Annotated in this window: 15 protein-coding genes and 3 pseudogenes; 7 read left to right on the forward strand and 11 right to left on the reverse strand. The window is 61.0% G+C overall.

The window, feature by feature from the left end; all coding sequences use genetic code 11:
* Nucleotides 1–209, reverse strand: a pseudogene (locus HY29_RS19715) (DDE-type integrase/transposase/recombinase); the annotation flags it as partial.
* 87 nt (nucleotides 210–296) lie between these two features.
* On the opposite strand from HY29_RS19715, the gene HY29_RS12680 reads away from it, so the two are divergent.
* Both HY29_RS12680 and HY29_RS12685 read left to right on the forward strand, forming a co-directional pair.
* Nucleotides 297–764 (forward strand): hypothetical protein, encoded by a 468-nt coding sequence (locus HY29_RS12680; protein WP_034797557.1) that lies wholly within the window; start codon nucleotides 297–299, stop codon nucleotides 762–764.
* A gap of 93 nt (nucleotides 765–857) precedes the next feature.
* The gene (locus HY29_RS12685) at nucleotides 858–1,421 is read left to right on the forward strand and encodes an ECF-type sigma factor (protein WP_051601486.1); all 564 of its coding nucleotides are present in this window, start codon (nucleotides 858–860) and stop codon (nucleotides 1,419–1,421) included.
* A 21-nt stretch (nucleotides 1,422–1,442) separates the two neighbouring features.
* On the opposite strand, the gene HY29_RS12690 is transcribed toward HY29_RS12685, so the two are convergent.
* Nucleotides 1,443–2,213, reverse strand: coding sequence for a hypothetical protein (locus HY29_RS12690; protein WP_034797559.1), 771 nt, complete (start codon nucleotides 2,211–2,213; stop codon nucleotides 1,443–1,445).
* Between the two features lie 209 nt (nucleotides 2,214–2,422).
* On the opposite strand from HY29_RS12690, the gene HY29_RS12695 reads away from it, so the two are divergent.
* A complete protein-coding gene (locus tag HY29_RS12695) occupies nucleotides 2,423–4,924 on the forward strand; it encodes a serine/threonine-protein kinase (RefSeq protein WP_034797561.1) in 2,502 nt (833 codons plus the stop codon).
* On the opposite strand, the gene HY29_RS12700 is transcribed toward HY29_RS12695, so the two are convergent.
* Together HY29_RS12700 and HY29_RS12705 are read right to left on the reverse strand one after the other, a co-directional pair.
* Nucleotides 4,921–5,376 carry a hypothetical protein gene (locus tag HY29_RS12700; RefSeq protein WP_034797563.1) on the reverse strand — a complete coding sequence of 152 codons (456 nt, stop codon included), beginning with the start codon at nucleotides 5,374–5,376 and terminating at the stop codon, nucleotides 4,921–4,923. The genes HY29_RS12695 and HY29_RS12700 overlap by 4 nt on opposite strands.
* A gap of 6 nt (nucleotides 5,377–5,382) precedes the next feature.
* Nucleotides 5,383–5,823, reverse strand: a complete 441-nt coding sequence (locus HY29_RS12705) for a hypothetical protein (protein ID WP_034797565.1) — start codon at nucleotides 5,821–5,823, stop codon at nucleotides 5,383–5,385.
* A gap of 201 nt (nucleotides 5,824–6,024) precedes the next feature.
* Here HY29_RS12705 and HY29_RS12710 point away from each other — a divergent pair, with 201 nt between their 5' ends.
* The 3 genes from HY29_RS12710 (at nucleotide 6,025) to HY29_RS12720 (ending at nucleotide 14,077) form a co-directional block, all read left to right on the forward strand.
* Nucleotides 6,025–6,519, forward strand: coding sequence for a hypothetical protein (locus HY29_RS12710; protein ID WP_034797567.1), 495 nt, complete (start codon nucleotides 6,025–6,027; stop codon nucleotides 6,517–6,519).
* 214 nt (nucleotides 6,520–6,733) lie between these two features.
* Nucleotides 6,734–9,040, forward strand: a complete 2,307-nt coding sequence (locus HY29_RS12715; RefSeq protein ID WP_155838316.1) for a hypothetical protein — start codon at nucleotides 6,734–6,736, stop codon at nucleotides 9,038–9,040.
* A 6-nt stretch (nucleotides 9,041–9,046) separates the two neighbouring features.
* Entirely contained in the window at nucleotides 9,047–14,077 is a 5,031-nt protein-coding gene (locus tag HY29_RS12720) for a vWA domain-containing protein (protein ID WP_162176724.1), read from the forward strand.
* Nucleotides 14,078–14,156: 79 nt separating this feature from the next.
* Here the strand turns inward: HY29_RS12720 and HY29_RS12725 are convergent, their stop codons facing one another.
* The 3 genes from HY29_RS12725 to HY29_RS12735 all read right to left on the reverse strand — a co-directional run bounded on the left by HY29_RS12725 (nucleotide 14,157) and on the right by HY29_RS12735 (nucleotide 19,818).
* On the reverse strand, nucleotides 14,157–16,448 hold the full coding sequence (locus HY29_RS12725) for a serine/threonine protein kinase (protein WP_162176725.1): 2,292 nt from the start codon (nucleotides 16,446–16,448) through the stop codon (nucleotides 14,157–14,159).
* A 125-nt stretch (nucleotides 16,449–16,573) separates the two neighbouring features.
* The gene (locus HY29_RS12730; RefSeq protein WP_155838317.1) at nucleotides 16,574–19,168 is read right to left on the reverse strand and encodes a hypothetical protein; all 2,595 of its coding nucleotides are present in this window, start codon (nucleotides 19,166–19,168) and stop codon (nucleotides 16,574–16,576) included.
* Nucleotides 19,169–19,251: 83 nt separating this feature from the next.
* Nucleotides 19,252–19,818: an ECF-type sigma factor gene (locus HY29_RS12735; RefSeq protein ID WP_051601487.1), complete on the reverse strand. Its 567-nt coding sequence runs from the start codon at nucleotides 19,816–19,818 to the stop codon at nucleotides 19,252–19,254.
* Between the two features lie 221 nt (nucleotides 19,819–20,039).
* Between HY29_RS12735 and HY29_RS12740 the strand changes: the two genes are divergently transcribed.
* Entirely contained in the window at nucleotides 20,040–20,501 is a 462-nt protein-coding gene (locus HY29_RS12740; RefSeq protein ID WP_034797577.1) for a hypothetical protein, read from the forward strand.
* A gap of 101 nt (nucleotides 20,502–20,602) precedes the next feature.
* Here HY29_RS12740 and HY29_RS12745 read toward each other — a convergent pair whose 3' ends face one another.
* The 4 genes and pseudogenes from HY29_RS12745 to HY29_RS19720 all read right to left on the reverse strand — a co-directional run.
* Nucleotides 20,603–21,469 carry a hypothetical protein gene (locus tag HY29_RS12745; RefSeq protein WP_034797579.1) on the reverse strand — a complete coding sequence of 289 codons (867 nt, stop codon included), beginning with the start codon at nucleotides 21,467–21,469 and terminating at the stop codon, nucleotides 20,603–20,605.
* The gene (locus tag HY29_RS18575) at nucleotides 21,469–22,989 is read right to left on the reverse strand and encodes a vWA domain-containing protein (RefSeq protein ID WP_051601488.1); all 1,521 of its coding nucleotides are present in this window, start codon (nucleotides 22,987–22,989) and stop codon (nucleotides 21,469–21,471) included. The genes HY29_RS12745 and HY29_RS18575 overlap by 1 nt, the downstream gene beginning before the upstream one ends.
* A 216-nt stretch (nucleotides 22,990–23,205) precedes the next feature.
* Nucleotides 23,206–23,930: pseudogene (locus HY29_RS12755) on the reverse strand (IS6 family transposase).
* A gap of 58 nt (nucleotides 23,931–23,988) precedes the next feature.
* A pseudogene (locus HY29_RS19720) lies at nucleotides 23,989–24,237 on the reverse strand (IS6 family transposase); the annotation flags it as partial.
* Nucleotides 24,238–24,272: the final 35 nt, after the last annotated feature.

The following is a 24,272-nucleotide window of genomic DNA, read 5'->3' on the forward strand; positions in this document are numbered from 1 at the left end:
GCGATCAACTCGCGCCATTCGAGAAGAGCGGTGTCGCGTAGCGATTTAAACCTGGTCCTACTCTCGATATTCCTTTGACGATTGAAGTGATTGTACACAGATGAATGGATCGAAGCGAATTTCTGCAAACTTCGCATGCGCCGGAACCGGGCCATCGCCCGCTCTCGCCTTCGGAATGGCAAGTGCGAATTCTCGGCCCGGTTATTGAGGAGTCAGTCAGTGACCTGGCGGAGAATTCTGCGCGATCACGTTAGACCAGATGGACCTTCTCCCGGTCATTCGAAGAGGAACAGGCAATGACAGACTCATCTTTCAGACTTCGCTGGACATACGGCATCGTGGCACTCGGCTGTGTGATGACCATCCCGTCAGGCTACATCGCCGCGCAGACACCCACAGACGCCGCATCCGAGGCCAGCGAGGCCGAGACCGTTTATCTGCCGGAAGGTTTCCCGGAAAGTTTCAGATTTCCGGAAGGCAGCCGCCTGGTCAGCGCGTCAGGTGGGCAACCGCCGGAATATGATATCCGCAGCTACAATGTCGATCTGGAGACCAGCGTCCCGGTGACGGACGTTGTCGATTTCTACACAGAATGGCTGGCCAAGTCAGGCTTTGAAATCCTCGAAATCGAGACGGGGAATGCCACCCTGATCCGTTTTGACATGTTAGGCCTCGACGACGCCAGTGTCATGATCAGCGACATGTATGGCGACGGCACAACCCGGGTCTCAATCTCCCTGATCATGGACCCCGAACCGGAATAAGCACCCACATTCGAGAGGTTGCATCGGTGAAGGTTCTTACATACCTGTGGAATGGTCCGGACTCCGTCCGGTCCATTTTGCGGAGCTTTACAAGTGACCCTCACGCCAAACGATCAGGAGCGGGAGACGGAGCGTGGGCAACCGCTCGGCCTGTCCGAAGAATTGCTGGCAGAGACGTATGATATACTGCGTCGGATCGCGTCCCGAAAGCTTGGCAGCCAGCGCAGCAGCGCAACCCTGAATACGACGATGATCGTCCATGAAGCCTGGCTCAAGCTTTCAAAGGACAATGATCGCCGCTTTGCCGACCAGAACCACTACCTGGCGACTGCCTCTCGCGCCATGCGCCAGATATTGGTGGATCACGCGCGACGCAAACTCGCCGAAAAGAGGGGATCCGGTGCCCTACACGTCAATATTGACGACTATGAGATACCCGAAAGCACCGCCGAAACCCGGCTGCTGGACATCGATGCCGCCCTTTCAGCGCTCACCAAGAAGTCGCCGGATCTGGAGCGGATTGTAGAATGCCGCTTCTTTACCGGCCTGACCGTGGATGAGACCGCCCGCGCGCTCGGCCGGTCAGTCAGGACCGTCGAACGCGACTGGGCTCGCGCGCGAACCTATCTCGCAGAATACCTGGGTTCAGACGAATAGGCCTAAATTGCGGATCGCGCGCTACCAGGGCAGGATCTTGCGTACTGCTTTCGACGTTTCATTCCTGACCTTCTGGCGCACCTGCCGGTCGACCTCGCTCTTGGCCTCTTCCGCAGCATCACTTGCTAGGTCGTCGGCATAGTCTCCGGCGCTGCCGAAGATTGATGGCATGCCTTCACCCGCGGGCATGAGCTGATACCCCGCCGGTACTTCGAACAGCATGTCAGGCTGGGAGGCCAACCGCAAATTTGTCAGGTCGTAGCTGATTTGTTCAGACCCCTGGCCTGCTGACGTTTGCGTCATGCGCATCCTTACAGTCACATTCTCAGTCGTGGTCCAGACATCTCCGCTGGTCGTGCCACCGCCCGACATGGACACACGCATGAAGTGATGGTCCGCCATCACGCCATTCACCACTTCCTTGCCGATATAGCGCTTCTCCAGCACAGCGGACTGCTTATCGAAGCCATCAAGGGGCGACTGGGCCTGGGCCGTTCCATAGGAGGCTTCCATGGCGACGCCCTGTTCCGGTGAGATGGACCAGAGTTTACGCAGGTCATCGCGCCAGATCTGAATCAGGGTCTGTCCATCACGATGGAACTCGGTCCTGTTTTTTCCAGGCTTGGAATGGACCGACTGGACGATGCTGCCCTCAGACGTGACGATCGTGCGCTGCCCCTCATACTCCACAGAGGGTGGACCGAAAACGGCAATCTCTTGCGCGGCCACAGTGCCGCTCAGAGTGATAGCAAGAGATGCTGCAGCAAACAGGCGCCTGATAAACGGTGACATGATAGTACTCCCAGAGCATTTTCGGTTGTTCCTGATCTGAAAACGCAACAATGATGAAGTATCCGCCAGCTATAGTTTCGTGGCGGATCATGTCCTTCCGCTACGTAGTAGATATCAGTATGGGGACACATGCGGCATATCTCGCAGAATGGGCGCTTGTTATTTTTGACTGACACGCGAAGACAGATAACCAAAAAGAGAGGCACGCTTTGAGCGTCGAAGAGTCTTCACAATGGAACCGCCTTGATGCGGTCTTCACTGCAACCCTAGACTTGCCGGAAGACGAGCGCCTGACCTGGCTGCAAAGCGAACTGGCCGGCGATCCCGATATGCTGCGCCAGGCAACGCAGCTTCTGAGACGTGAGCGCGAGAGCCAGGCACAGTTTGATACCCTGAACTCGCTGCGCGACCGCATATTGTCCAACATCGCCGCGGATATTGAAAACGCTTCAGAGGACCCGAGAATTGGCGCCAGGTATGGTCACTGGAAAATCCTCAGCCGTATCGGCTCCGGCGGCCAGTCAGTCGTGTACGAAGCAAGGCGCGATGACGGCCGGTATGAGCAGACGGTTGCGCTGAAAGTCATTCGCGGGGGCGCGCAGGATAGCAATGCGGTCCAGTATTTCCTGCGGGAACGCCAGATACTCTCAAGACTGGACCATCCGGGCATTATCCGGATTCTGGATGGAGGGGAAACAGCCACCGGCGCGCCCTGGCTCGTCATGGATCTGGCGCGCGGGAAATCGATCACGTCTTATTGCGATGACATGGACCTGAGTCTCAACGCGCGTATGGCGCTGGTAGCCCAAGTCGCTGACGCGGCGCAGTCTGCCCACTCCGGACTTGTCGTGCACCGTGACATCAAACCGGACAACATTATCGTTTCGGAGGATGGCCATCCACGCCTGATGGATTTCGGCGTATCCAGCTTGTCCGCCAATATTGCTGGTACGCGCGAAGCATCAGACATTGCAGGCCTTACTCCAAAGTATGCGTCGCCGGAGCAATTGAGGTTTGAGGAGGCTTCTACCGCCAGCGACATCTACCAGCTTGGCGTCGTGCTGGCAGAACTCTGTGAGCCCGGCCAGCAATCCGCCGACCTCAAGGCAATCATCGCAAAAGCGACAGCCGAGGCTGTAACCGACAGATATGCATCCGCAGCAACTTTCGCCAGCGATATTCGCCGCGCGATCGATGGACGTGCGACGGAAGCAAAACCCGACACACGCGCTGAGGCTGCTCTGCGGTTCTTGCGGCGCAATCGAATACCTGCAGCCCTCTCAGGTATCCTGCTCATTGGCCTCGTAGGGTGGGGCGTAACCCTGTCGGTCTATACACGGGAAGTAAAGCATCAGCGCACGATCGCGGAAGCTGCAGCAGACCGCGCCGAAAGAGGCAAGAGCGTGCTGCTGGATTTATTCCGCCGCCTGGACCCGCTGCAGCAGGACGGTATTCGGGCAAATTCTGCCAGCTCTCTCAGCCTCCTCGCGCCCACCATCATGGATGTGCGCGAGCGCCTGCCCGATGATCCCGTTCTCCAGGCCGAGCTTCTGGGCTGGGTCGCCCGTGCGAAGGAACGCTCGGATCTACTGGAAGATGCCTATGCGCTGGCCGATGAAGCCGTTGCTATTCTGGCGTCCTCAGGGAACACATCGTCAAGCGCTTATGCCTCTGCGCTGGCCTATCGCGGCACACTGGATATTGATCGCGACTATCCTGATCTGGGAGAGCCCTCCATCGAGGAAGCGCTGCTCATCGCAAGGAAGGCGCCTATCGACGATCCGGACGCGCTGGACACTTTCCTCACCGCAGCATGGTCTCAGGGATCTGACTGGAATCGCGAGCGCGCCCTGTTTGAAGAGGCGCTTCCCCGCGCACTGGCGACAGGCTCCGTCAATGCTGAAATCGAGGTGCGTTCCGGCCTTGGGCGCGCGCTCTGCGAACTCGGGGAGTTTGCAAGCGCTGAAGAGCATATCCGCCAGGCGCTTTCGATTGCGGAGACGGTATACGGCCCCAATCATCCGCGTCTTGCGCTGCCACTCTCCGATTTGGGACGCATACTTTATGATACCGGCAGGGCAGAGGAATCAATCGCGGCACATCGCCGGGCCCTCGCGATCTCAACCACGGCCTTCGGCGCAGACGATTCGTCAACGCGCCATCATCAGAATAACCTCGCATTGGCTTTGTCGGGCGCAGGCCAGTTCGACGAGGCGATCAGCTTGCTTGAAAGCAACCTCGCCGCCAGCACTCAGGCAGGACGCACCGGCTCTCTCGACGAAGGGGAGACCTTCCAGAACATCGCTGTCCTCCAGTCCCAGGTCGGACGAAATATCGATGCGCTGGTATCGCTTGACCGCGCTGAAGCTATTTTGGGTACGAGATTGCCGGAAGGAAATCCGCGCCGCGCGTTTCCGGCGCTGACACGTTCAGCTGTCTTGCTGGATATGCATGAATATGAAGATGCTGAACGCAATGCCCGAAGCGCCTATGAGGTTCTGTCGGAAACGCCGCCCGCTGGTCACTATGCCATCGAAATCGCAAGATGCCGGATCGGCCTGGCGCGGCTCGGCCTGGGCGACGAGACAGGCGCGCGTGGGTTCCTTGAGCCTTCCCTCACAGCGCTGGCAAGCCAGCCGGACGCACCCGCCGCCTATGTCGAGCCATGTCAGGCGGCAGGCCGAAAGCTCGGCCTGGCCAGCGTCCCCTAACGATTGATGCTCAAAGACAGAATGAGATAGTCGCCGCCCGAGTCGACCTGCAGGAATGCCGTCGTGCCTTCAGCCAGCCCGTTTCCCGAGAATTGAACAAGTTGGGGGGTTACAGCCCCCGCATTGCCTTCGGGCCGATACCCTGCGGCCAGGAGCTTCTCCCGCAGTCCTGCTGTTACCGCCGGCGCGTCAAGGCTCTGCCAAGTATAGCCCTTGAGCGAATAGCCAACAGAGGAGTCACCCGGAAGTCGCATCCGGCGCGTTTCAAAGATAACGAGGTCGTCAGGAAGCGGAATATTGTCCGGCAGCCAATCAGGCCGCCTGGACGGCGCTTCATTCCTGGCTTCGGCAGCTGTCTGGCCCGTTTTCACCTCCTCAAAAGGAGATGCAGCCGAGCCACATGCTGCGAACAAGACGGCACAGGCCACGGTCAGGGGGATGACACCACGCATCTCGTGCTACTCCTTCATGTCTGTCGGGTAAAGATTGATCGAGACGGACAGGTATCCCTCTTTCGGATTGAGCTGGATCTGGCCTTTCCTATGGCCCTCACCACCGAATATGAGACTGCGGATCTTGCCGTTCGTCTGGTCGTACAGGGTGTAGCCCCCTGCTTGATACTCAGATTTCAGGGCCGCATAACTGGCATCCAGGTTCTTCGGCAGCGGTGCCTTGCCGTGGAAGCCGGTGAGGTCTTTGGCCTGGTTGCACGTCTGGAGATCAAACCCGTCAGGAACGGGGATTCCCGCCGGAAAAGGTATCGCACACCCCGACGCGCTGGATTTCGACTGAGTCGCTGGTGGTTCTGCGTTCGTCTGACCGCAGCCTGCTGCGACGACAAAACAAACAGCAACACCAAGGGCACGCAGAACGCGCGATATCTGTTGATTAGTGCTCATCTTATTTTGCTCCTACTTATTTGCACTGCTGTAAACGCAAACACAGGCCAAACTCCGCCAGCGCGGATGGGTGTTACGCCCCCACAGAACGAAGCCTGCTCCTGACCCGACAGGACCATGGCGGAACTCCCGGCGAAACTGCGTTGAATCGGATGGCGGCCAATCCATGCCGCGCATACGTCCTATAAGGAGCAAACGCTCATGAAGCGCACAATGTCTTTAGCGTCACTGGCAGCCTGTCTTGTGATCTCACTCGCGGCCTGCGGCAAGTCCAAGGCTGACACGAAGCAGGACGTAGCCGAGGAGGCTGCCACTTCGAACAGCGACTTGCGGGCGCACCTGCAGAGCTTAAAAAGCGGGGGGCAAGGCAAAGCGAATGCGGCTCTCGACAAGACAACTCGCCCTGACAGTCTTCCCGGCGATATATGGCTTCCCGATGACTTCAAGGTCACACAGGTGATGGACATGGCCAGCATCGGCTACAGCCTGCGGGCGACGTCCAACCTGAACGCCGATGACCTAGAAAAGGGCTATGCCGCCAAGCTCGCCAGCGCAGGTTACTCCGGCGTCTCCAGTAAGGAGATCATGACGACCACAGAGATCACCTTTAAAGGCAAGGGTGTGAATTCAGGCCTTGTCAAAATCTATGACGCCGACACGCATCGCGAAATCCAGATCAGTTTCAAACCTGACTAGTCCGCTTGCCGCGCGAGCTTCATTTCCAGGAGGAGCGGAAAGGAGATTTCGCTATTTCCTGAAGCCATACGCCAGGATCGGCCGCCTCAAGCTCGGTTCCGCTGACAATACCCTCTCCGGTCCCTGCCGTGTGGCGGGGTCTGCGCCTGAAATGCGTAACAGGAATTGTGAGGGGGCGCGCGGCAGCCACCCGGTCAGACAGGAGTAAACGCCAGTGTCTCTCAGAGTGAAATGTCTTGCGGCGGCCTTGGCCCTGTCATCCAGCTTCAGCGCGATTGCGGCGCCCACCACCTATCTTGCTCCGGCCGCAGAACGGGACGCCGCCGCCGGGGCATCCAAAGCCTACAGTCATTTATCGGCGAAAATTCCCACCGCATTGTATGATGTCGACGGATTGGCCGAGCGCCTGGATTATGACCCGGAAGCGGCGATTGCCTATGTACGCGACGAGATTGCCTATGACCCGTATCTGGGCGTGATGCGCGGCCCGGAGGGGACAATTTCCGCAGCGGCAGGGTCCAGCTGGGATCAGGCCGTGCTGCTGGCTGCCCTGATCAATTCCATGGCGGGAGAGGCCATGCTGGTGAAAGGCAAGCTGAAGACCGGGGACGCCGAAAGGCTGCTGATAACCAGCCTTCAGCCGCGCGATGCGCTGCCCACCCCCCTGAGCACCGATGATGTGACGCGCGCACTGAAGCCCTATGTGCCACAGGCGAAGCTCGCCTCCATCACACGTAAAAGCAAGGAAGATGAAGCGAGCGAGCCCGCTAGGATTGCCGGCCTCAGCAAGGACGCCGCCGACCTTGCCCGGCGACTGACCAGCCGCCTGAACAGTGCCGGGGTCGAACTGGCCACATCCGACATGCAGGAGACACGCGCGCTGATTGACGAGGTGGCGGAGGAATATGTCTGGGTACGGTATCGCGAGACGCCGAATGACCCGTGGCAGGATATCCATCCGGCCTTCCAGGGGGTGGCTGACCCGGTCGTGACGCCGGAGGAATATCTTGCCGGAAGCGTGCCTGAAGACCGGCTGCATCAGGTTGAGATCCGGCTGGAGATAGAGCGCAAGACCGGCAGCAAGCTGGAGCGGGTCAGCATCATGGAGCCCTATCGCCGGCCCGCCGCCAATCTGGCGCGCACGCAGATCAGCATTGGCATTACCCCCAATACAGTCCGCCCTGATGGCGAAGCGAGTTACTTCCTGCCCATCGTGAACCAGATGCTGCCAGAGCGCGCACAGGCCTTCACGCTGCTCGGCCAGGCCGCCTCAGCAGAAGATGTTGCCGCTGGGCCGGCCGTTTTCGCGACCGTCAGCGGCAAGTTTGGAGACGTGGCAGGCACCCTGGGCTCAACCAGCGGTGACGCGGAGAACGCACCACATCTCAGTGGTGTGATCCTGACCGTCCTGTACATCGCGCCCGGCGGGAAGACGATGCGCGTGGAACGACGCCTGACCGATTTTCGCGGCGGGATGCCGGAACACCCCAGTCAGAAGGTCAGCTTTCACGGGATATTCGATGTGAATGTCGGCCCGGAAAATGGCGCCCGGGCGATGAAGGAACTGCTGGACGCGACCGCCGTCACGGTGCGCTCGCTGCCCTACTACAAGGCGCTGATCGATGGAAAGATCACGCCTGAGGATGTGGTGGAGCATCCGGCCTTTTCTGCCGAGCAGACAAAACGCCTCTGGCAGGCGATGCTGCTGGCAGGCAACAGCTTCAATGAAGGCGCACCAGACGGCGCGCGCCTGCTCAGAACGGCGCCAATGATCTCCATGCAGCGTACAGAGCATTCCGTGAATGAGAACGGCATCTTCCAGCAAAGCGTCGACATTCTGGTCGATGGGACACGGGCGCTGTCACAAGCAGGCGGGCAAGCGCGCCTCAGCCCGCAAGGCAATCTGGTTCAGGGCCTGCGGACGACCCTTGTGGAACATAGTCTGGGGCATGGCAGCGAGAACGCAGACTGGCGAAAGTTGCGCGTAGACACCGTGCTGAAGGACCAGGCGAGTGCTGAGGCCTGGAGCCGGGAGGCGGGCTTTTCACCATGGCTGCATGATCGTCTCATGGCGGACATGGCGCATGGCGAAACCCTGATCATGCTGAAGACGGACACCGTTACGCGACCCCGTTGGTGGCGCATTGATGCTCGGACCGGACAGACGCTGGGAATGGGAGGTACAGGCGGATCAGCATTAAAGGAATATGATGATCTGAAGAAGTTTATCTCAGGGGGCCTGACGGCGGCGGGGCTCGCATATGGCGTAAACTCCTGCGTCTCATCCTATTCCGACGACCCCGGCATGCTGGCGTGTTGCACAGCAGGCAATGTGGCCCTGACCGCAGCCACAGGTGCCGCTACAAATGCTGGCAACGCGCTTTTGGCGGGAGGCCTGAAGAATATAGGGGCAAGCGCGCTCGCCATTGTCGCGACAGAACTGAAGTTTGAAGTGACCGTGGGCCTCGTGAGTTCGACCCTCCCCATTCCGGACGAGGTTTGCGGGGCGATTCTGAAATAGATGCGTATGAAGATGAAACTTCACCGGATGCGTGCTTGCACGGCGTTGGTGGCCTGCGCCATTCTTCTGGGCATGTTGCCGGCCTCAGCCCAGATGCCGGACCTTTCGGGCATGGGCGCAGGGCCTGACACCGCAAAAGTGCCCGCGCTGGAAAGCACACCGCTTGTGTTCACGGATGGCGTGGCTGAGGTGAAGCTGACACTCACTGGCAGCACGGTCTATCATTTTGATGTTGCGGATGCGGGTGACCTGTACACGATCTCTGCGGAGGCGGCTGACCCGGTCAGCATCGTTCTGGAAGCCAATCGGATCGAGTTGAACGCCGAGAACCAGCCAACGGGGCGTACCAAACTGCTAAGTGAGGCCACACGGGGCTTTGGCGACCGAACTGCGCGCCTTCCGCTGACGACATTCCAACCGGGCCGGATCTATCTGGGACTGGCGCCGCTTGACCCTGTCGAGGTCACACTGAAAGTGGAGCGGCGTTCGCCCCCGCCTGCTGGCGCGGCCCTTCCGGACGCACCGGGCAGCGCGTCCGCTGGCGGAGATGACATAACCGGGCCTGGGAATGGCAAGACGCAATGCGTTATTCCGAAACGCCTCTCTACGAATGCGATCACTGACCTGATCCTGGTCAGCAGTCCGCAAAGCAGGGTGGAGATGGTGGCCTATAATGCGAGGCGCCAGCGGCTGGAGGCGCGGTCGGGCACGGGGACTGCCTCGATGACCGGCATACGCGGGAAGGATATTGCTATCTGCGTGACATCCTCGCTTCGCGAGGGGCAGAGCCAGTGGCGCCTGCTCGCCCGGCCCGGCACGCAGGCAGACGGCCCCACGGAGCCGAACGCTAACCCTGCCCTGTCTGCCCGGCCCGATCTGACCATGGGCAAGACTTACACGCTGCCGCTCGACATGGGCGATGTTGATGCGTTCAGCCTGGCGAAGCTGGCCGCGGCCGGGCGCTTCAGCATCCAGGTCAGCAGTATTGCCGATATGCGGCTCTGCCTGCGCGAAACGGACAAGAAAACAGAATGCGTGGATGGCAAGACCTTGTCGCTGTCACCGTTCCTGATCACTCAAGATACGGAGCTCAGCATCGAGAACCGGTCGACTTACAGCGCAGATTATGAGCTGAAACTGGAACGTCTGGGCGAGGCCGCCAATGAGCTTCTGCTGGAGCCGAATGCCGGACAGGACACTCAGCCCCTGCTGGACGGGGAATTCCGCATCGGCGGTTCGCTGTCCACTGCAGATGACCGGGATACCGTGGGCTTTCATACCGGCGACACGGCACAGCTATGGCGCATCATGGTGCTGGGCGACGCAGTACGTCAAATCGACCTCAGCGATATCAGAGGGAAGATATCCGATCACAGACGGGGCAGCAGTAGCGGTCGGCGCGTCGTGATGCCGGACGTCTATCTGGAACCTGGCCCGGCCTATATCACCGTGACGGGCCGACCGGGCGATTACAAGATCATCGCCAAGCCGCTTGGCGCGCCACGCTCGGATTCCGAGCGGGAGCCGAACGGTCTGATGCCGCGGCGGCTAGCGCTGGGCGAGACCGTCACCGGTATTGCGACGGAGGGCGATGATGACCTCTATTCGCTCTATCTGCCCCGCGACGCGCTGGTGAATGTCTCGCTGGAGGCCCCTGCAGGGGCGGAATACTTCCTGACCTTCTCTGCCCCCTCTGATGTGTCCGAACGCAATCTGGACCGGCAGGTTGTGCCTGCCGGGAAATGGCGAAAGACCGTCGCCATTCCGGCGGGCGAGCATGTCCTCCGCCTGCAGCCCCGCAAGGGCAGCCCGGCAGAATACAAGCTGTCTGCACGCTACGCCAATCCGTTCCCCGCGCCCTCCCCTTCACCAGTGAAGCTGAGCGTGGCGAATGCCCCTCAAGTCAGCGCCTATTCCGTGTTCAGACAGCGCGCCACGGCGCTGCTGAAGATCACCAATACATCAAGGGAGGAGGTGTCAGGTACGCTGGACTTCTGGTTTGCCCGGCCTGGCATTGAGGTGATCCCCTATACGGTTACCCTGGCGCCGGGAAAAACGCTCTCCAAGCCTGTCAGCCTTATGCTTCCGGATGATCTGTATGATGGAGACCTCCCCTTCTTCGTCGCGGTGAGGGACGAGACGGGCACCATACTGGCAAGCACACGTGGCCTGGTGAAGGCAGATGCCGGCACGCGGCCCGTCAAGCCGATCCCAGCCCGACATGTGCCGCCTGAGATGGCTGGCGGCATCAATCTCGCACGCACGAGCCTTGGCGCAAAATGGATGGAAAGCGATGGCATCGGCATTGGGAAGAATGGCGATTATCAACGCGGCAATCCTGCGAATGCCCAAAACCTTCTGACCTTGATCGACGGCTATATCACGCAAGGAAAATCCCATGAGGGTATTCTGTCGAATGGCGGCAAACATGTGTTGAGCCCTGTGTTGGACCTGCCTGGAGACAGCCCCCTTACGATTGTCGGGGTCGGCATCAATACCCGACTTGATGACCCACAGGGTCTGCTGGGCTTTGGCATTGATGTTTCCAATGATGCCAAGTCATGGCGGGAAGTGCTGACGGGAGAACACACCGAATGGGGACCAACGACGTATTATGCCTTCCCCGCCGGCCCGACCCAGGCGAAATATATCCGCTTGCGGAGCACAAAACGGCGCGGCAGTGAGACAAGCCCTGTATCCCTCAGCGGATTTGAAGTGATCGCCGCCCCCGGCAAGTCTGGCCTGAAAAACCTGAACATTGCAGATAAGGCTCTGGGCGCACTGGTATCTGGCACGCGCAATATGGCCGCCGACCGCCACTTTCAGATTGATGGCGAAGCCACAAAGGCTGTCAAACTGACCGGCAAGGGCAAAGGCCTCACCGATTTCAACAATGCCATCACGTTCCGCAACCAGCTGACAGCCGAGATTGCATCGGTCGAGGCAGTCTACCCGTCAGACCAGCGAGACACGGCCCCCCCCTATGCGAGCGCGGCGATTGTCTTTGCCTCCGCCTATGGGCCGACAGGCCCCTTTCAGGAAATCGGCAGGTTCGACTTGCCCGCCAGTCCTGAGCCTGGCCAGGTGGTAAAATATGAACTGCCCGAATGGTCTTCTGCCCGCGCCGTGAAGATTGAGTATGAACATGCTGAAGGAAGCTATTTTCAGGCTCCGATGATGATCCGCCTGATCGAAAGACCGGAAGACGAGACCTACCGGTCCGTACTCGGCACATGGGGCGAGTTTGCAACATCCAAGAGCACCGTTTCACAATCAGCCCCCGACCTGATGCAGATCCGGGCCACGCTCGTTTCATGGCACAAGGAGGTCAAAAACCTGCTGCGCCGTGCCCTGAGAGGCGGTCGCCGTGCACCCAATGAAAAACCTGTCGCCTCCCCCGCTTCAACAGCCTTGCTTGCCCCGGGCGCCTCATTCTCCCAGGGCTTTGTCGCCTTCGGCACACAGACCGAGACTTGGCGTGTGCCCGCAGAAGGCCAGACAAACCAGTTGAAGATAATTCTGCGAGGCAGCCCCGGCTTTGATCCGGCCATCAGCGCCGCAACGGCTGCGGGAGAGGCGGTGAAACCTGTCGACATCGTAGCCACGGAATTGCGGGACGAGATCAGCTATCGCTTCCCTGTAGAGCCCGGCAGCTATCTCGATATAGAGATTTCCGATCCGCAGCATTCCGTTGTCTTTCTGATGGACCAGAGCGCATCCATGGCCTCACAGATCCCGAAAATCCGCCGCGCAATCATCGACTTTGCCGACGACATGGTGGCGGCCCGCGATGCGGTTCAGTTCAAATCCTTTGGTGGGGACTGGGCACGCGAGAACTGGGTTACCGATGCCAATACGCTAAGAACAGCCCTCGCCAATTATAAGGGCGCGGACAACAGCGCGGGGGAAGCGGCCCTTCTCGACGCTGCAAGGAAACTGGAGACGCAGGAAGGCTCGCGGGCCATCGTCATGATCACAGATGGCGATGTGAACACACAGGACGGGTTGATGGCCAGCCTGCGGGCCGCGCGTGCCCGGGTATTCGTTATCAAGACACCCTCCAATTCCACCATGCAGAATCCAACCATTTCACAACCCCTGTCCCTTCTATGGGCGGGCGAAACTGGTGGTGAGGTTTCGATGGTGTTGCAGAGCGAGGATATCTCCGTCGCCTATGCCAGGGTGAAGGCACGGCTTCTGGGCATGAAGCCTTATGATATCCGCGCCGAGGCAGAGACAGTCATTCTGAAGCCGGGTTTCCTGCAGGTAGACGCGGGGACCGCAACGGGCGATCGAGCGAATGGGCGCAGCCAGATGATCATTCTGGATGCCTCCGGCAGCATGCTGAAGCGCCTTGGCTCGCAGCGCCGTATCGACCTTGCCAAGACGGCGCTGGGGGACTACCTGACGGCGCAACAGGCGCGCCTTGATGCTGGCGCCGGGCTAGAGACCGGCCTGCGAATCTTTGGGGGTGAACCGGAATCCTGCGACACGGAACTTGCGCGCCCGCTTGCGCCATTCGACAAGGATAGGCTGGCAAGCGCTATTTCATCCGTTCGTCCACAGAACAATGCCAAGACCGCCATTGGCGCAGGGTTGTTTGCAGCTGGAGAGGATTTGAAAGGCGCTGCCTATCCCGCCTCCATTCTGTTGATCACGGATGGCGAAGAAACCTGCGGCGGCAACCCCATGCTTTCCATTGCGCATCTCAAGCGCCTCGGCATTGAGGCGCGCGTGGATGTCGTCAGCTATGCCCTTGAGCCTGAGGTGGACCGCGCCCCTTTCGAAGCCTGGGCGAAGGCGGGTGGCGGCCTGTATATAGATGCAGAAGACGGCGCTGACCTTCAGGCTGCCTTGCAGACGGCCGCGCTTTCGCGCTTCAAAGTCTATCAGGGGGAGGACATTATTGCGACGGGACTGGCGGGACAGGATGCCATCAAGCTGTCTGCCGGCACCTATGAGGTTCAGGTGGACGGCGGTGAGCGCCTGAGCGTCACCATCAACCCTGAAAAGACAACTCGCCTCACAGAAAAATGAGACGACCGCATATGTGAGTGGTGTCACGTTGCGATTTGAACCTGGCCCTGCTCTCGATGTTTCGCCGCCGGCCCCGCGCCTAACTGTCTTCGAGTTGTGTAGTGACAATGCCGATCAGATCCGGCCGGCTGCCGTCTTCGGTCAATACGGCCAGCGACTGCTCGAAGTCGGCTCGTGCGCCCTCACCGTCGCCCGCGGCCAGTTTCGTCTGGCCGAGCTTCAGGAGGTACTGCCCATTGATAACCGGCACGGCATAGATCAAGCCCTGATTGCGCGCCACGGTCTCCTCGATCATGGCGAAGGCGGCCTCCGTCTCGCGCTTGCGGGCGAGCGATCTGGCGATGTCCAACTCGGTGTAAAACAAGATGTCACTGTTCTCGACATCATATTTACGGAACAGGTCCGCCGCCGTCTCGAAGGCGGCGATGGCGCCATCCTGGTCGCCCTGCTCGGTCATCGCCATCGCGCCCATGCGGTAGGCAAGGCCAAGGTCGACGCTGGGGCCGACCTCCCTTTCGAGATATTCGATCAGTCGATCATTCAGGGCCTGGGCGTTTTCATAGTCCTTCGAGCGAAGGTACTGGCCAACCAGATTGTTCAGAAGAGTGGAATCCTTGACCTCTTGCGGCCCGCGGACCTGGCTGTTCACCTCCAGTGCGCTTTCCAGCATGGCGATAGTACGCGGCCGGGTGTCGAGTATAATGGACCAATAGCTGGCGAACTCGTTGAGGTAGACATAGCGGATGCGCCGCTCATCCGTGGAGAGGTCGAAACCGGAGGTCAGAGCAATCACTTCGTCCACCACCGCGTCCATGGTCTCAACATCGCCGTCGATCTCGGCGAGCTGCCCGCGCGCGACGAGCAGATCCTCGGCGAAGAAGTCAGGATCCTCCTGCATCAGCGCAATCGAGCGAACCAGCGCGGCCCGCGCGCCTTCATAGTCTCCTGTGAAGGTGGAGAAGGTACCGTAGTAAAGCAGCATGATGGAAGAGACGGGCGTCACCACGTCCGGATTGTCAGCCTGCGGCTGCAGCGCCTTTAGTAACAGGCGCAGGTCACCGCGCTGCTCGCTCAGCTGCGCCAGCGCAAACAGGCGTGGCCCGGCAAGGTCCGGCATGTCGGTGAAGCGCGCCGCCTCGGTTTCAATCTCCTGCTCGATAAGGGAGGGAATGGTGGTGCTGGCTTCGCCCGTGGACTCGGTCGCGCGCACGATGATGGTGCGCAGCGTGTTGCGGCCCGCCTGGGCGCGCAGGCTCGCCGCCTGCGACCGCTTGAAGGCAAGGTCGCGCTCTTTCAGCGCATCCTGCGCGCGCAACATCATGGTCGTCGTGCCCACAATCCCAAGAGCCAGCGCGGCGACCAGGCCGATGCCGAGCAGCGCGCCAACAGGGTATTTCACGATGAAACGGCCAAATCGATAGCCCGCCCCTCCACCGCGTGCCTCGACGGGTTCTTTCGAGAGAAAGCGTTCGATGTCGCCTGCCAGCGCGCCCGCCGAGGCATACCTTGCGGCGGGATCATGTGCGAGCGTGCGGGCCAGGATCGCCTGAAGGTCGCGGGGCAGCGCCCCTTGTTTCACCACAGCAGAGGCGCCCTTTCTGGCCGGCGGCTCTCCCGTCAACAGCTCGTGCAGCGTCGCGCCAAGGCCGAACACGTCGCTCGCCACCGACGCCGCCTCCCCGGCAAGCTGCTCCGGTGCGGCATAGGCCAGCGTCATCGGCGCGCGCACCGGACTGCTCCGTTCGTCGACCAGGCCTGCCACACCGAAATCGATCACCTTCACGACGCCTTCGCGCGTGACCATCACGTTGGACGGCTTGATATCGCGGTGAAGAACCAGCCGGCCATGCGCGTGAGACAACGCTTCGCACACATTCAAGAAGGCGGTCAGGATCGCCTCCCGCGACAGCCCCTCGCGCACGGCATGCTCGGCCAGAGTCTCGCCCTCAATCATCTCCATCACGAGGAAGGGCGTGCCGTCCTCGGCGACTCCGCCATCGATCAGGCGCGCGATATTGGGGTGCTCCAGCCGGGCGAGGACCTGACGCTCGCGGCTGAAATGCTCGAACGCTTCGCGGTCGGCATGCGCGATGCGCTTCAGGGCACCGGTCTGGCTGTAATGGCCGTCCGCGCGGTCCACACGGTAGACCTCTCCCATCCCGCCCGCACCCAGGAAGGCCTCGACGCGCCAGTTACCGATCATGTCGCCCGGCGAGAGCAGGACCAGTCCGGCCGGTGTCGCCCCGCCGGTCTTGAAAAAGCCCGTCGAGCGCTTATGAGAGGTGAGAAGCCGGTTCAGCGTGTCATGCTGCGCATCCGTAAGTCCCGCGCTTGCGATGGCTTCTGCCTGTTCCCCCGGGGGCAAGTCCACCAGCTGCGAGAAAACCTCGGCGACCTTCGACCAGTCGTCATGCTGCATGCCTGCCCCTCCACCTTTCTAGCTTGGAAACTAGGCCTGCAAAACGCACGCGCACAAGCCTTGAGGCAGCAACTGCGTCAGTTTTTCCCGAGGACGTCATCCTTCATAATGCAGATCAACTCAGGCGGGTATTCAGGGTTCTTTATCTCCGCATAGATGTCATAGAAGGTCTGGTAGAGGTCGTCCGGCACGCCTTCGAGCTGTTTCTCGATTATGGCATCCAGATCCGCTTCCGTGAACGTGCAGCCCGCGACCAGTCCTGACTCTGCCCTTTGCGGCGAAGTGTAGGATGCCGGCGACCGCAGCTGCGGTGTCCGCTCGGACTGCCATTCGGCCAGCATTTCGCGCTTTGCGGCTTCCGGCATGGCGTTCCAGGTCTTCTCGCCCAGCACGTCGCGCGGGTGCGTTGCCCAGGCGAAAGCCTCCTCTGCTGAGGCCAGCGCGTAGGGTGTGTAGACGTCGCCGCTGATCCGTCCAGAGATGCGGGCCTCACAGGGGTCGCCGGGATCGTCCAGCTGCACGTCATAGCGCAGGTGCATATGGGTGTTGCTCTGCGAGATCACCGTGACCGTGCCGCGCCCGTCGGCATAGGTCGGTTCGTAATAGCCTCGCGCATCAAGGTCCGGCTGGGTGTAGACCAGCGAGAAGCGCGCCGGATAGGTGCCTGGCCCTGTCAGGCGCTGCTCTGGGCTAATCTCAAAACTCAGCTCGAATTCCGGCGCCGCGCCGGTCAACCGGCCCGATTTCATTGCCTGCATCGCCCCAGCCTGCACACTCGCCAAGCGCGCCTGGCAGACCTTAACCGGGGAGTCTTCAGGCAGACCACCTGCGGGCAGGCCGCCGAACACCATCCCCATATCTTCCCCAAGCGCCCCGAATCCGAGCGCCGTCATCGCCCGCGCACAGGTATCCAGCCCCTGCACGCCGCCGACGCGGAAGATGCCGGAGAAGGTCGGCGCCTGGTCGAAGCCCGTACCTTCATTCCCCAACACGGTGCGCCCGGTCTCCATGAGCACCATCGGCCCGCTCGGCAGCGGCGGCACGACTTTGCGCGGGCGTTCGCAATACGCATCCTTTTTCGCGAACGTGGTCACGTCGAGATCAGCCTCAGCCTTGTGTACCCCTTCGCCGAACGTGACGGCCAGCTCCAGAGGCCGCGTGTCGCCGATCCCTTCGGTGCGGGCATTGGTGAAAAGCAGCGTCATCCTGCCATCGTCGAATGCGGTGTCGGACTTGAAGACCACTTCCCAGTTCTTCACCACATCGCCGGTGCGGGCATCCTCGACCACGAGACCGATACGGTTGATCTTCTCCGAGGAAGACGGCAGTGCGTCCACGGATTCCGTGCCCTCGATGAGGCGCTCGAAATTCTGGTCGGCGGCAAGCTGCAGGCCATCAAGATCGGCCGCATCGCCGCCCCTGGCTTCCGCCAGCACGGCAAAGCCCGGCGGCAGCGAGGGATCGAGCCCCTCGCCCTTCCACGCCACGGTGAAGCAGGCCGATGCCGTCGGGTTCAGGCTGACGTCGAAGGTCTCGACCGGGGACATCAGGCTCAGCTCGACTTCGGCGCACCCTTCGTCTCCGGTGCCGTTCATCCCGTATTGCCAGTCCGCTCGGCTCACCTCCGCCGGAATCAGCGCCTTGGTCGCGGCCAGATAGCGGAAGCTGCTGAGAATACGCCCAAGCTGTGCTGGCCCGTCAGGTCCCATCAGGGCATCGTCATACCATGCCCAGACGCTTGCAGGATCGAGTGGTCTGGACGGTTTCGTCTCGTAGGCCTCCGACAGGTCGGCCCCGAGCAGGGCCACCATGAACGGAAGATAGGACTCCGCAGCAGAGTCGCTGGCAAACAACGGTTCCGTCAGGTTGCCAGCGCCGAGTTGCGCAATCCGAACAAGCAGGAACTCGTCCCTGCCTGTCCGCCCGGCGGCAAAATCCTCAGCCACAAAATTCAGCCGGCCAAGCATGGCATCGAGGCTCCAGGCCTCTTCGCTTCCGAACCGCTTGACCCCAACGGCGGCCTTGAGCCCTTCGACAAGGCCAAGCCCGTCCATGGCGCGGGCGTAGGGCGTTCCTCCAACCTCAAGGCTGGGGAAGTGGCGATTGCAGACGCCCGCCGCCTGCGTCTGGCCGAGTATGCTCGCCAGCTTCAGCGAACTCTCGGGGAAAAGCAGCGTGCGATCCACGTCCTCCACCGTCTCGCCCCATGTCTCCGGGATGAGGATGTATGGCAGGCCGTCAGGGGTCTGCGCCGGGCTCGCCACCCCGCATGATGCCCCGATCGGTTCCTCGGTACGCGCGCGGATCAGGGCGATGGTCCGATCCGGCAGGCCGGGGTCCAGCGCACTGTCGCCATAGGCATGTGCGGCAAAAGCGGCGCCATCGGGCCGGGCCTCCCACAACTCCATGTTGACCGTGGTTGCCATCAGGGTGGTGTAAGACAGGAAGGCACCCTTATAAGGCCCGGTGGCCTGGCCACTGGTTTGCCATGTCGGACCGTAAACCGTATCCGGCGACAGTTTTTCAGTCATCGGAAACGCGAGATGGACCTTGGCCTTTTCCCACCAGGCCTCGTCAGAACCGTCCTGTGCCTGCGCTGCGGGGGCGCTCGCCAGCAAGACGCCCAGCGCCGCGCCCACAAGCACCATTGTCCGTGTCCATGTCGATGCCATCGCCCTGTCCTTCCGTGACCTGCTTCACAGAGGACCACGCGGGCGCCGCGGATATCAGGACATGAAAATGCAGATCGCGCTGATCAGGGCTGGGAGAAATCGAGGCGCATTTTCAGATAGGCCCGCGCCTTCTCCCAGTCCCGCCGCACGGTGCGCGAGGTCACGCCCAGAAGGCTCGCCGTTTCATCCTCGGTATATCCCGCGAAAAAGCGGCAATCGATCACGCGAACAAGGCGCGGCGACTCCTTGGCGAGATCGCTGAGGCAGGCCTTGACATCAAGGATACGGTCGAGATGACCGTCATCGGTATCATCGGCCACGTCCACCTCGTCGATCGAGACCCCCACCTGTCCGCCGCCTCGCTTGGCCGCCTTGCGGTTGCGCGCGTGGCCGATCAGGGCGTGGCGCAGGGCCAGCGCCATCGAGGCAAGAAAGTGCTCCTCGTCGCGCCAGTGCTGTTCCCGCTGCATCTTCAGGAAAGCATCGTGCAGCAAATCCCCCGTTAAATAGGTGTCGCTTGCCAGCCTGCGCCGGCGGATGCGCCGGGCCAGAAGGAGCAAGTCGTCATACCGGGTCTCGAACAGGCGCTGGGCCGAATGGCATTCCGCCTCCGGCCAGATTTCCGCATCTGAATAGAACGATCCGTCCATGTGCCCTGCAGCGCGCCTCCCGCCTGTTGTCGTCGGTGAATCCAAACGGATTCAAACGGTTTGTCCACCATCACACATGAACACGGGGTGATCGAAATCGGAAAGAATGGTTCAGGTTTGGCGCGCAGGGCGTCCGCTTTTGCCGAGGGCCTGCGTGGGAAGACACAGGGATGCCCGCGCACAGCGTCCGGGGGTTCCGGTTCAAACGAACAGGAGACAACATGTTCAAGCACACGACCAAATCCGTTCTAGCCACCGCCGCCCTCATGCTCGCCGCCTGCGGCTCTGAAAGCCCTCCCGCCGTGGGCACATCTTCCAACCCCGCCGCTGAAGCACCTGCTCCAGCCGTGACCTATTCGACATCCAGGCCGCGCACCTCTGACGATGTCGCCGTCGCCATGCAGGCCGCCTGCTATATGCGCAACACGACCGGTGAGGTCTGGTATATCGCGAAGGCCACGGAAGTGCAGATCCCGGCCCGATCGTCGGACTTCAAGGGCCCCGCCAAGGAGGCTTTCGTCGCGAAAATCCGCGCTGAACGCCCTGCGTCCGAAATTGGCGACTCACCGATGAACCCTACCTGTTTTGTCGATTTCAAGCCCGAGAGCGTCAACGCCCAGATCGACCGATTCACCACCGCCTCGAAAGAGCCGGGCATGAAAATCGTCAAAATCCGGTTCTGAACCTGAGCCCCGCCCCGAAAGGCATGAAAGCCAGCCCCACCGGCTGGCTTTCTCTTGTTCCCCATGCGTCCCCGCCCCGGCCATGACCGAGGCCGTCTGCATCACTCCTCGGGCACGGAGACATCCGGGATCGGAAAACACGCCTGGCGGTTGGCTGAATAGATGGCAATCACCTCCATCGACTCTGACAGCAGCGCCGGATCGTAGGCTTCGTAGTCGATGTTGGTCGAAACAGCTATGTACGCCGCCATCCGCTCCTTTGCCCCGTCGGCGCCATCGGCGGCAGCGACAAGCCCCTCCCAGGCACACTCGCAGGCATCCTGCTCAAGTTCGTCGCCGCGCGTGCAGCGATAGAGGAAGGCCGAATGGTAATTCAAGAGCGGCGTCTCGAGGACGCCTTCGTCTTCGATGAGCGAGAGATGGTCATTGCTGTAGGCCACTTTCAGGTCCACAACTTCCACCGGTTCGAAACGAACTTCATCGCCATTCTCGTCGAGTATAACCGCACTCCCCTGCCGGGCGGGTGGAGGCACTTCGGCGTCCGCGCTACCAAGCATGCCGGTGAAATTCACAGCACCGCTGTCGATCGGCTCGGAGCCTTTCTTAACCAGATCAATCATCTCGTCGGCATTGTCCAGCTCGCCATACCGGTCGGAGGAGGCACAGTTGATCATGGCGACGGTGAGCCCGCTCATCGCCGTCACGCTCACCTCATAATCGCGTGCGGACTTGACCTGCCCTGACATCACCCGGGCGGCCGCCATGGCATCGCCGGCCGACGGGTCGGGCAGCGAACGCGACCATTCATCGAAGCCGCAGGTACATGCCGCAAGCTGGTCCACCGCCCGCTCTTCGCACTGGGCGAGGAAGGCGGAGCGGTAGGTGTTTACCGTCAGCCTTGGCTCGTCCGCCGCTGCCGACAGCGCGCCCGCAAGGGCCGCTGCCGCGAGGAATGCGCCGGCCCGCATCACTGCACCGTCAGCGTCTGGCGCACGATGACATAGGGCACGCTCGACACGATGACGTAGCGGAGTTCGTAGGTTCCCGGCGCGTCCGGCGCTGTCAGCGCCACCGTTTCTCCCGGCTTGTAGACGTATTCATAGCCCTGCGAATAGCTGCCCGCGCCTTCGTCCGGCAGGGTGATGGTCACATAGACATCGCTACCGCCATCCGACGCGACGGGACCGCTCGCGATCACGGAGAAACCGGCACCGGCAGACACGCTGGACGGGGCGTCCATGCTGGCGGAAGACGGTGCAATAATCAGCGCCTTGCGTTCCTGGACCGTGTTCACATCACCGGCCTCGCGCACCACGCGGATCTCGTAGGCCCCGCCTTCGCCCGGCGCGCGCAGGATGACGCCTTCTTCGGTCAGATATTCGAACACCTCATACTCGGCGTCAGCCGCGTCAGCAGCGACGATGGTCACATAGTCTGTTGCGGGATCGAAAGCGGTCGCCCAGCGCACCGGGACGGGATAGCCCGCCTCCACACTGTCCGACGCCTCGATCGCGCCCTTCACAGGCTTGAGCCGGATCGGCCGCGTCGCCAGCACGCTCTCCCCGTCGCTCGCGACATAGCGCAGCTCATACGCGCCTTCGGTGCCCGGCATGCGCACTTCCAACGGATTGCCCTTGGACACCAGCCCCGAGACCAGCGCGTCACGCACATCCGCGCCAGGCGCATAGACGCCGATCCGGTCGAACTCACCGCCGGGCCCGGTCCAGGCCACCTCAACCAACGTGCCAAGCTCGGCTTCATCCGGTGCGTCCAGCGTTGCCGGGTCAAGGGCGACGGGCTCAGGCGCTGGCTCGGGCTTGGGCGCGGCCTGTGCCGTCTTCTCCAGAGCAGGGCCGAGATCCCGGGCGCTGTCGACATCGGTATAGGTGCCGCCGGTCAGGTCGGCGATGCAGGCCAGCGCAGCCTTGTCGGCCGATTTGCGAATGTCGACGCCAACCACATGGGCCATGAAGTCAATGTTCTGTTTCTTCAGTTCAGCCGCCAGCGCGCACGGGTCACCACCGCAGGTCTCGATCCCGTCGCTGACGAGGATGATCGAGCCGCGGCCATCGCCCGGCAGCAGGCCTGCGGCCTTGCGCAGCGCGCTCGTTATCGGCGTGCGCCCGCGCGGGGTTATGCCCTTGACCGCATCGTTCACGGTGTCGCGATTGCTGGTCCCGGGCTTCGCGATCACTTCGATATCGCTGCAATCACTCCGCTTGCGGTGGCCGTAGGCGACAAGGCCGACCGGGCGGCTCGCATCAATGCGCGGCAACAGGTCGCTGAATGCGCCGCGCGCCAGCGAAATCTTCGCCTCGCCGTCGATCTGGCCCCACATGGAGTTGGACCCATCCAGCACAAACACGACAGGATCGTCGTTCGGCGCGGTCTCCTGCGCGGCTGCCGTCAGTGGCAGGGCAAGACCAGCCAGAGTCAGGCCGGCTAGGAGCACGGTTCGCAGCGGGCGTTGGAAAGTGTATCGGGTCATGTCGGTATCCTGTGTCGAAGAGGTCGGAAACGCCCCGTCATGGGGCTTCTCCTCCTCACCACGCATCGCGATCGGGAAACCGGACACCAATTCGCATTTGGTAAAGCCGCAATGGACACTGCCCAAGGGGACCGTCGGCCCAAGGCGAGTTCGATACGAGAATTTAGGAAGGTGGTGTCGGGCGGGTGCTGTCAGACGAACTCGAACCCGTCTCCATTATTCGCGGACCTGCAGGTCTTCGGCGACGAGAAGGTCGCGCCATTCGCGAAGAGCGGCGTCACGTAGTGATTTAAACTTAGCCCTGCTCTCGACAATCCTTTGGTGATTTAGGAGTTGTATACAGATGAATGGATTGAGACGAATTTCTGCAAACTTCGCATGCGCCGGAAACGGGACATGGATCGCTCTCGTCGGCGGAAAGGTTGGTGCGAGTTTTCGGCGCGGTTGTTCAGGTGACGGCCGGTTTCGCGGCGGTGCGCGTTTCCGATTTCGCGCATTGCGGCACCATACGATCGAAGCCTGTCGGTCACCACAACCTGAAGATTGCCATATCGCTTCATAGCTTTTCGCATAAATTTCAACGCAGAGGCCTTATCCCGGGACTTCGTGACGAAGGACTCCAAGACTTCGCCTTCATGGTCGACTGCGCGCCATAGATAGAGAGTCTTCCCACGGATCTTCACGAACACCTCGTCCAGGTGCCACTGCCATTGTGGCGATTGTCTCATTCGTTCAGACCGGCGCTTGCGGATTTTATGGGCGAAGTAAGTACCGAAACGATCTACCCAGTGGCGGACTGTCTCATGGCAGATGTCGATGCCTCGCTCATGGAGCAGGTCTTCGACATTCCGCAGGGACAGAGGAAATCGAACATATAGCATCACCGCGAGTTGGATAATTTCGGGCGAGGTCTTGAAGTAGCGGAAGGGTGATTTTGTCATTTCCTGAGGCTAAACGTCCGGATTGGCCAGCTCAAGCCCGGTTCCCCTGACAATGCCCGTCCAGGAGCCAATGCCATTGTGGCGATTGCCTCATTCTTTCAGATCTGTGCTTGCGGATCTTGTGCGCGAAGTAAGTCCCGAACCGATCGACCCAGTGGCGGACAGTTTCGTGGCAGATGTCGATCCCTCGCTCATGGAGCAGATCTTCGACATTGCGCAGCGACAGCCGAAATCGAACGTACATCATCACCGCAAGCTGGATGATCTCGGGCGAGGTTTTGAAGTAGCGGAATGGGTTCTTGGTCATTTCACAAGGCTAAACGCCCCTGCCCTACGCCTCAA

The sequence above is a fragment of the Hyphomonas beringensis genome, from assembly GCF_000682755.1.
Classification (GTDB): domain Bacteria; phylum Pseudomonadota; class Alphaproteobacteria; order Caulobacterales; family Hyphomonadaceae; genus Hyphomonas; species Hyphomonas beringensis.

Excerpts from the sequence above, each read along its gene's own strand:
- HY29_RS12700 (WP_034797563.1), bottom strand. The coding sequence starts at position 5,376 with ATGCGTGGTGTCATCCCCCTGACCGTGGCCTGTGCCGTCTTGTTCGCA.
- HY29_RS12705 (WP_034797565.1), bottom strand. The coding sequence starts at position 5,823 with ATGAGCACTAATCAACAGATATCGCGCGTTCTGCGTGCCCTTGGTGTT.
- HY29_RS12730 (WP_155838317.1), bottom strand. The coding sequence starts at position 19,168 with ATGGCATCGACATGGACACGGACAATGGTGCTTGTGGGCGCGGCGCTG.
- HY29_RS12710 (WP_034797567.1), top strand. The coding sequence starts at position 6,025 with ATGAAGCGCACAATGTCTTTAGCGTCACTGGCAGCCTGTCTTGTGATC.
- HY29_RS12745 (WP_034797579.1), bottom strand. The coding sequence starts at position 21,469 with ATGCGGGCCGGCGCATTCCTCGCGGCAGCGGCCCTTGCGGGCGCGCTG.
- HY29_RS12690 (WP_034797559.1), bottom strand. The coding sequence starts at position 2,213 with ATGTCACCGTTTATCAGGCGCCTGTTTGCTGCAGCATCTCTTGCTATC.
- HY29_RS12740 (WP_034797577.1), top strand. The coding sequence starts at position 20,040 with ATGTTCAAGCACACGACCAAATCCGTTCTAGCCACCGCCGCCCTCATG.
- HY29_RS18575 (WP_051601488.1), bottom strand. The coding sequence starts at position 22,989 with ATGACCCGATACACTTTCCAACGCCCGCTGCGAACCGTGCTCCTAGCC.
- HY29_RS12735 (WP_051601487.1), bottom strand. The coding sequence starts at position 19,818 with ATGGACGGATCGTTCTATTCAGATGCGGAAATCTGGCCGGAGGCGGAA.
- HY29_RS12680 (WP_034797557.1), top strand. The coding sequence starts at position 297 with ATGACAGACTCATCTTTCAGACTTCGCTGGACATACGGCATCGTGGCA.
- HY29_RS12720 (WP_162176724.1), top strand. The coding sequence starts at position 9,047 with ATGAAGATGAAACTTCACCGGATGCGTGCTTGCACGGCGTTGGTGGCC.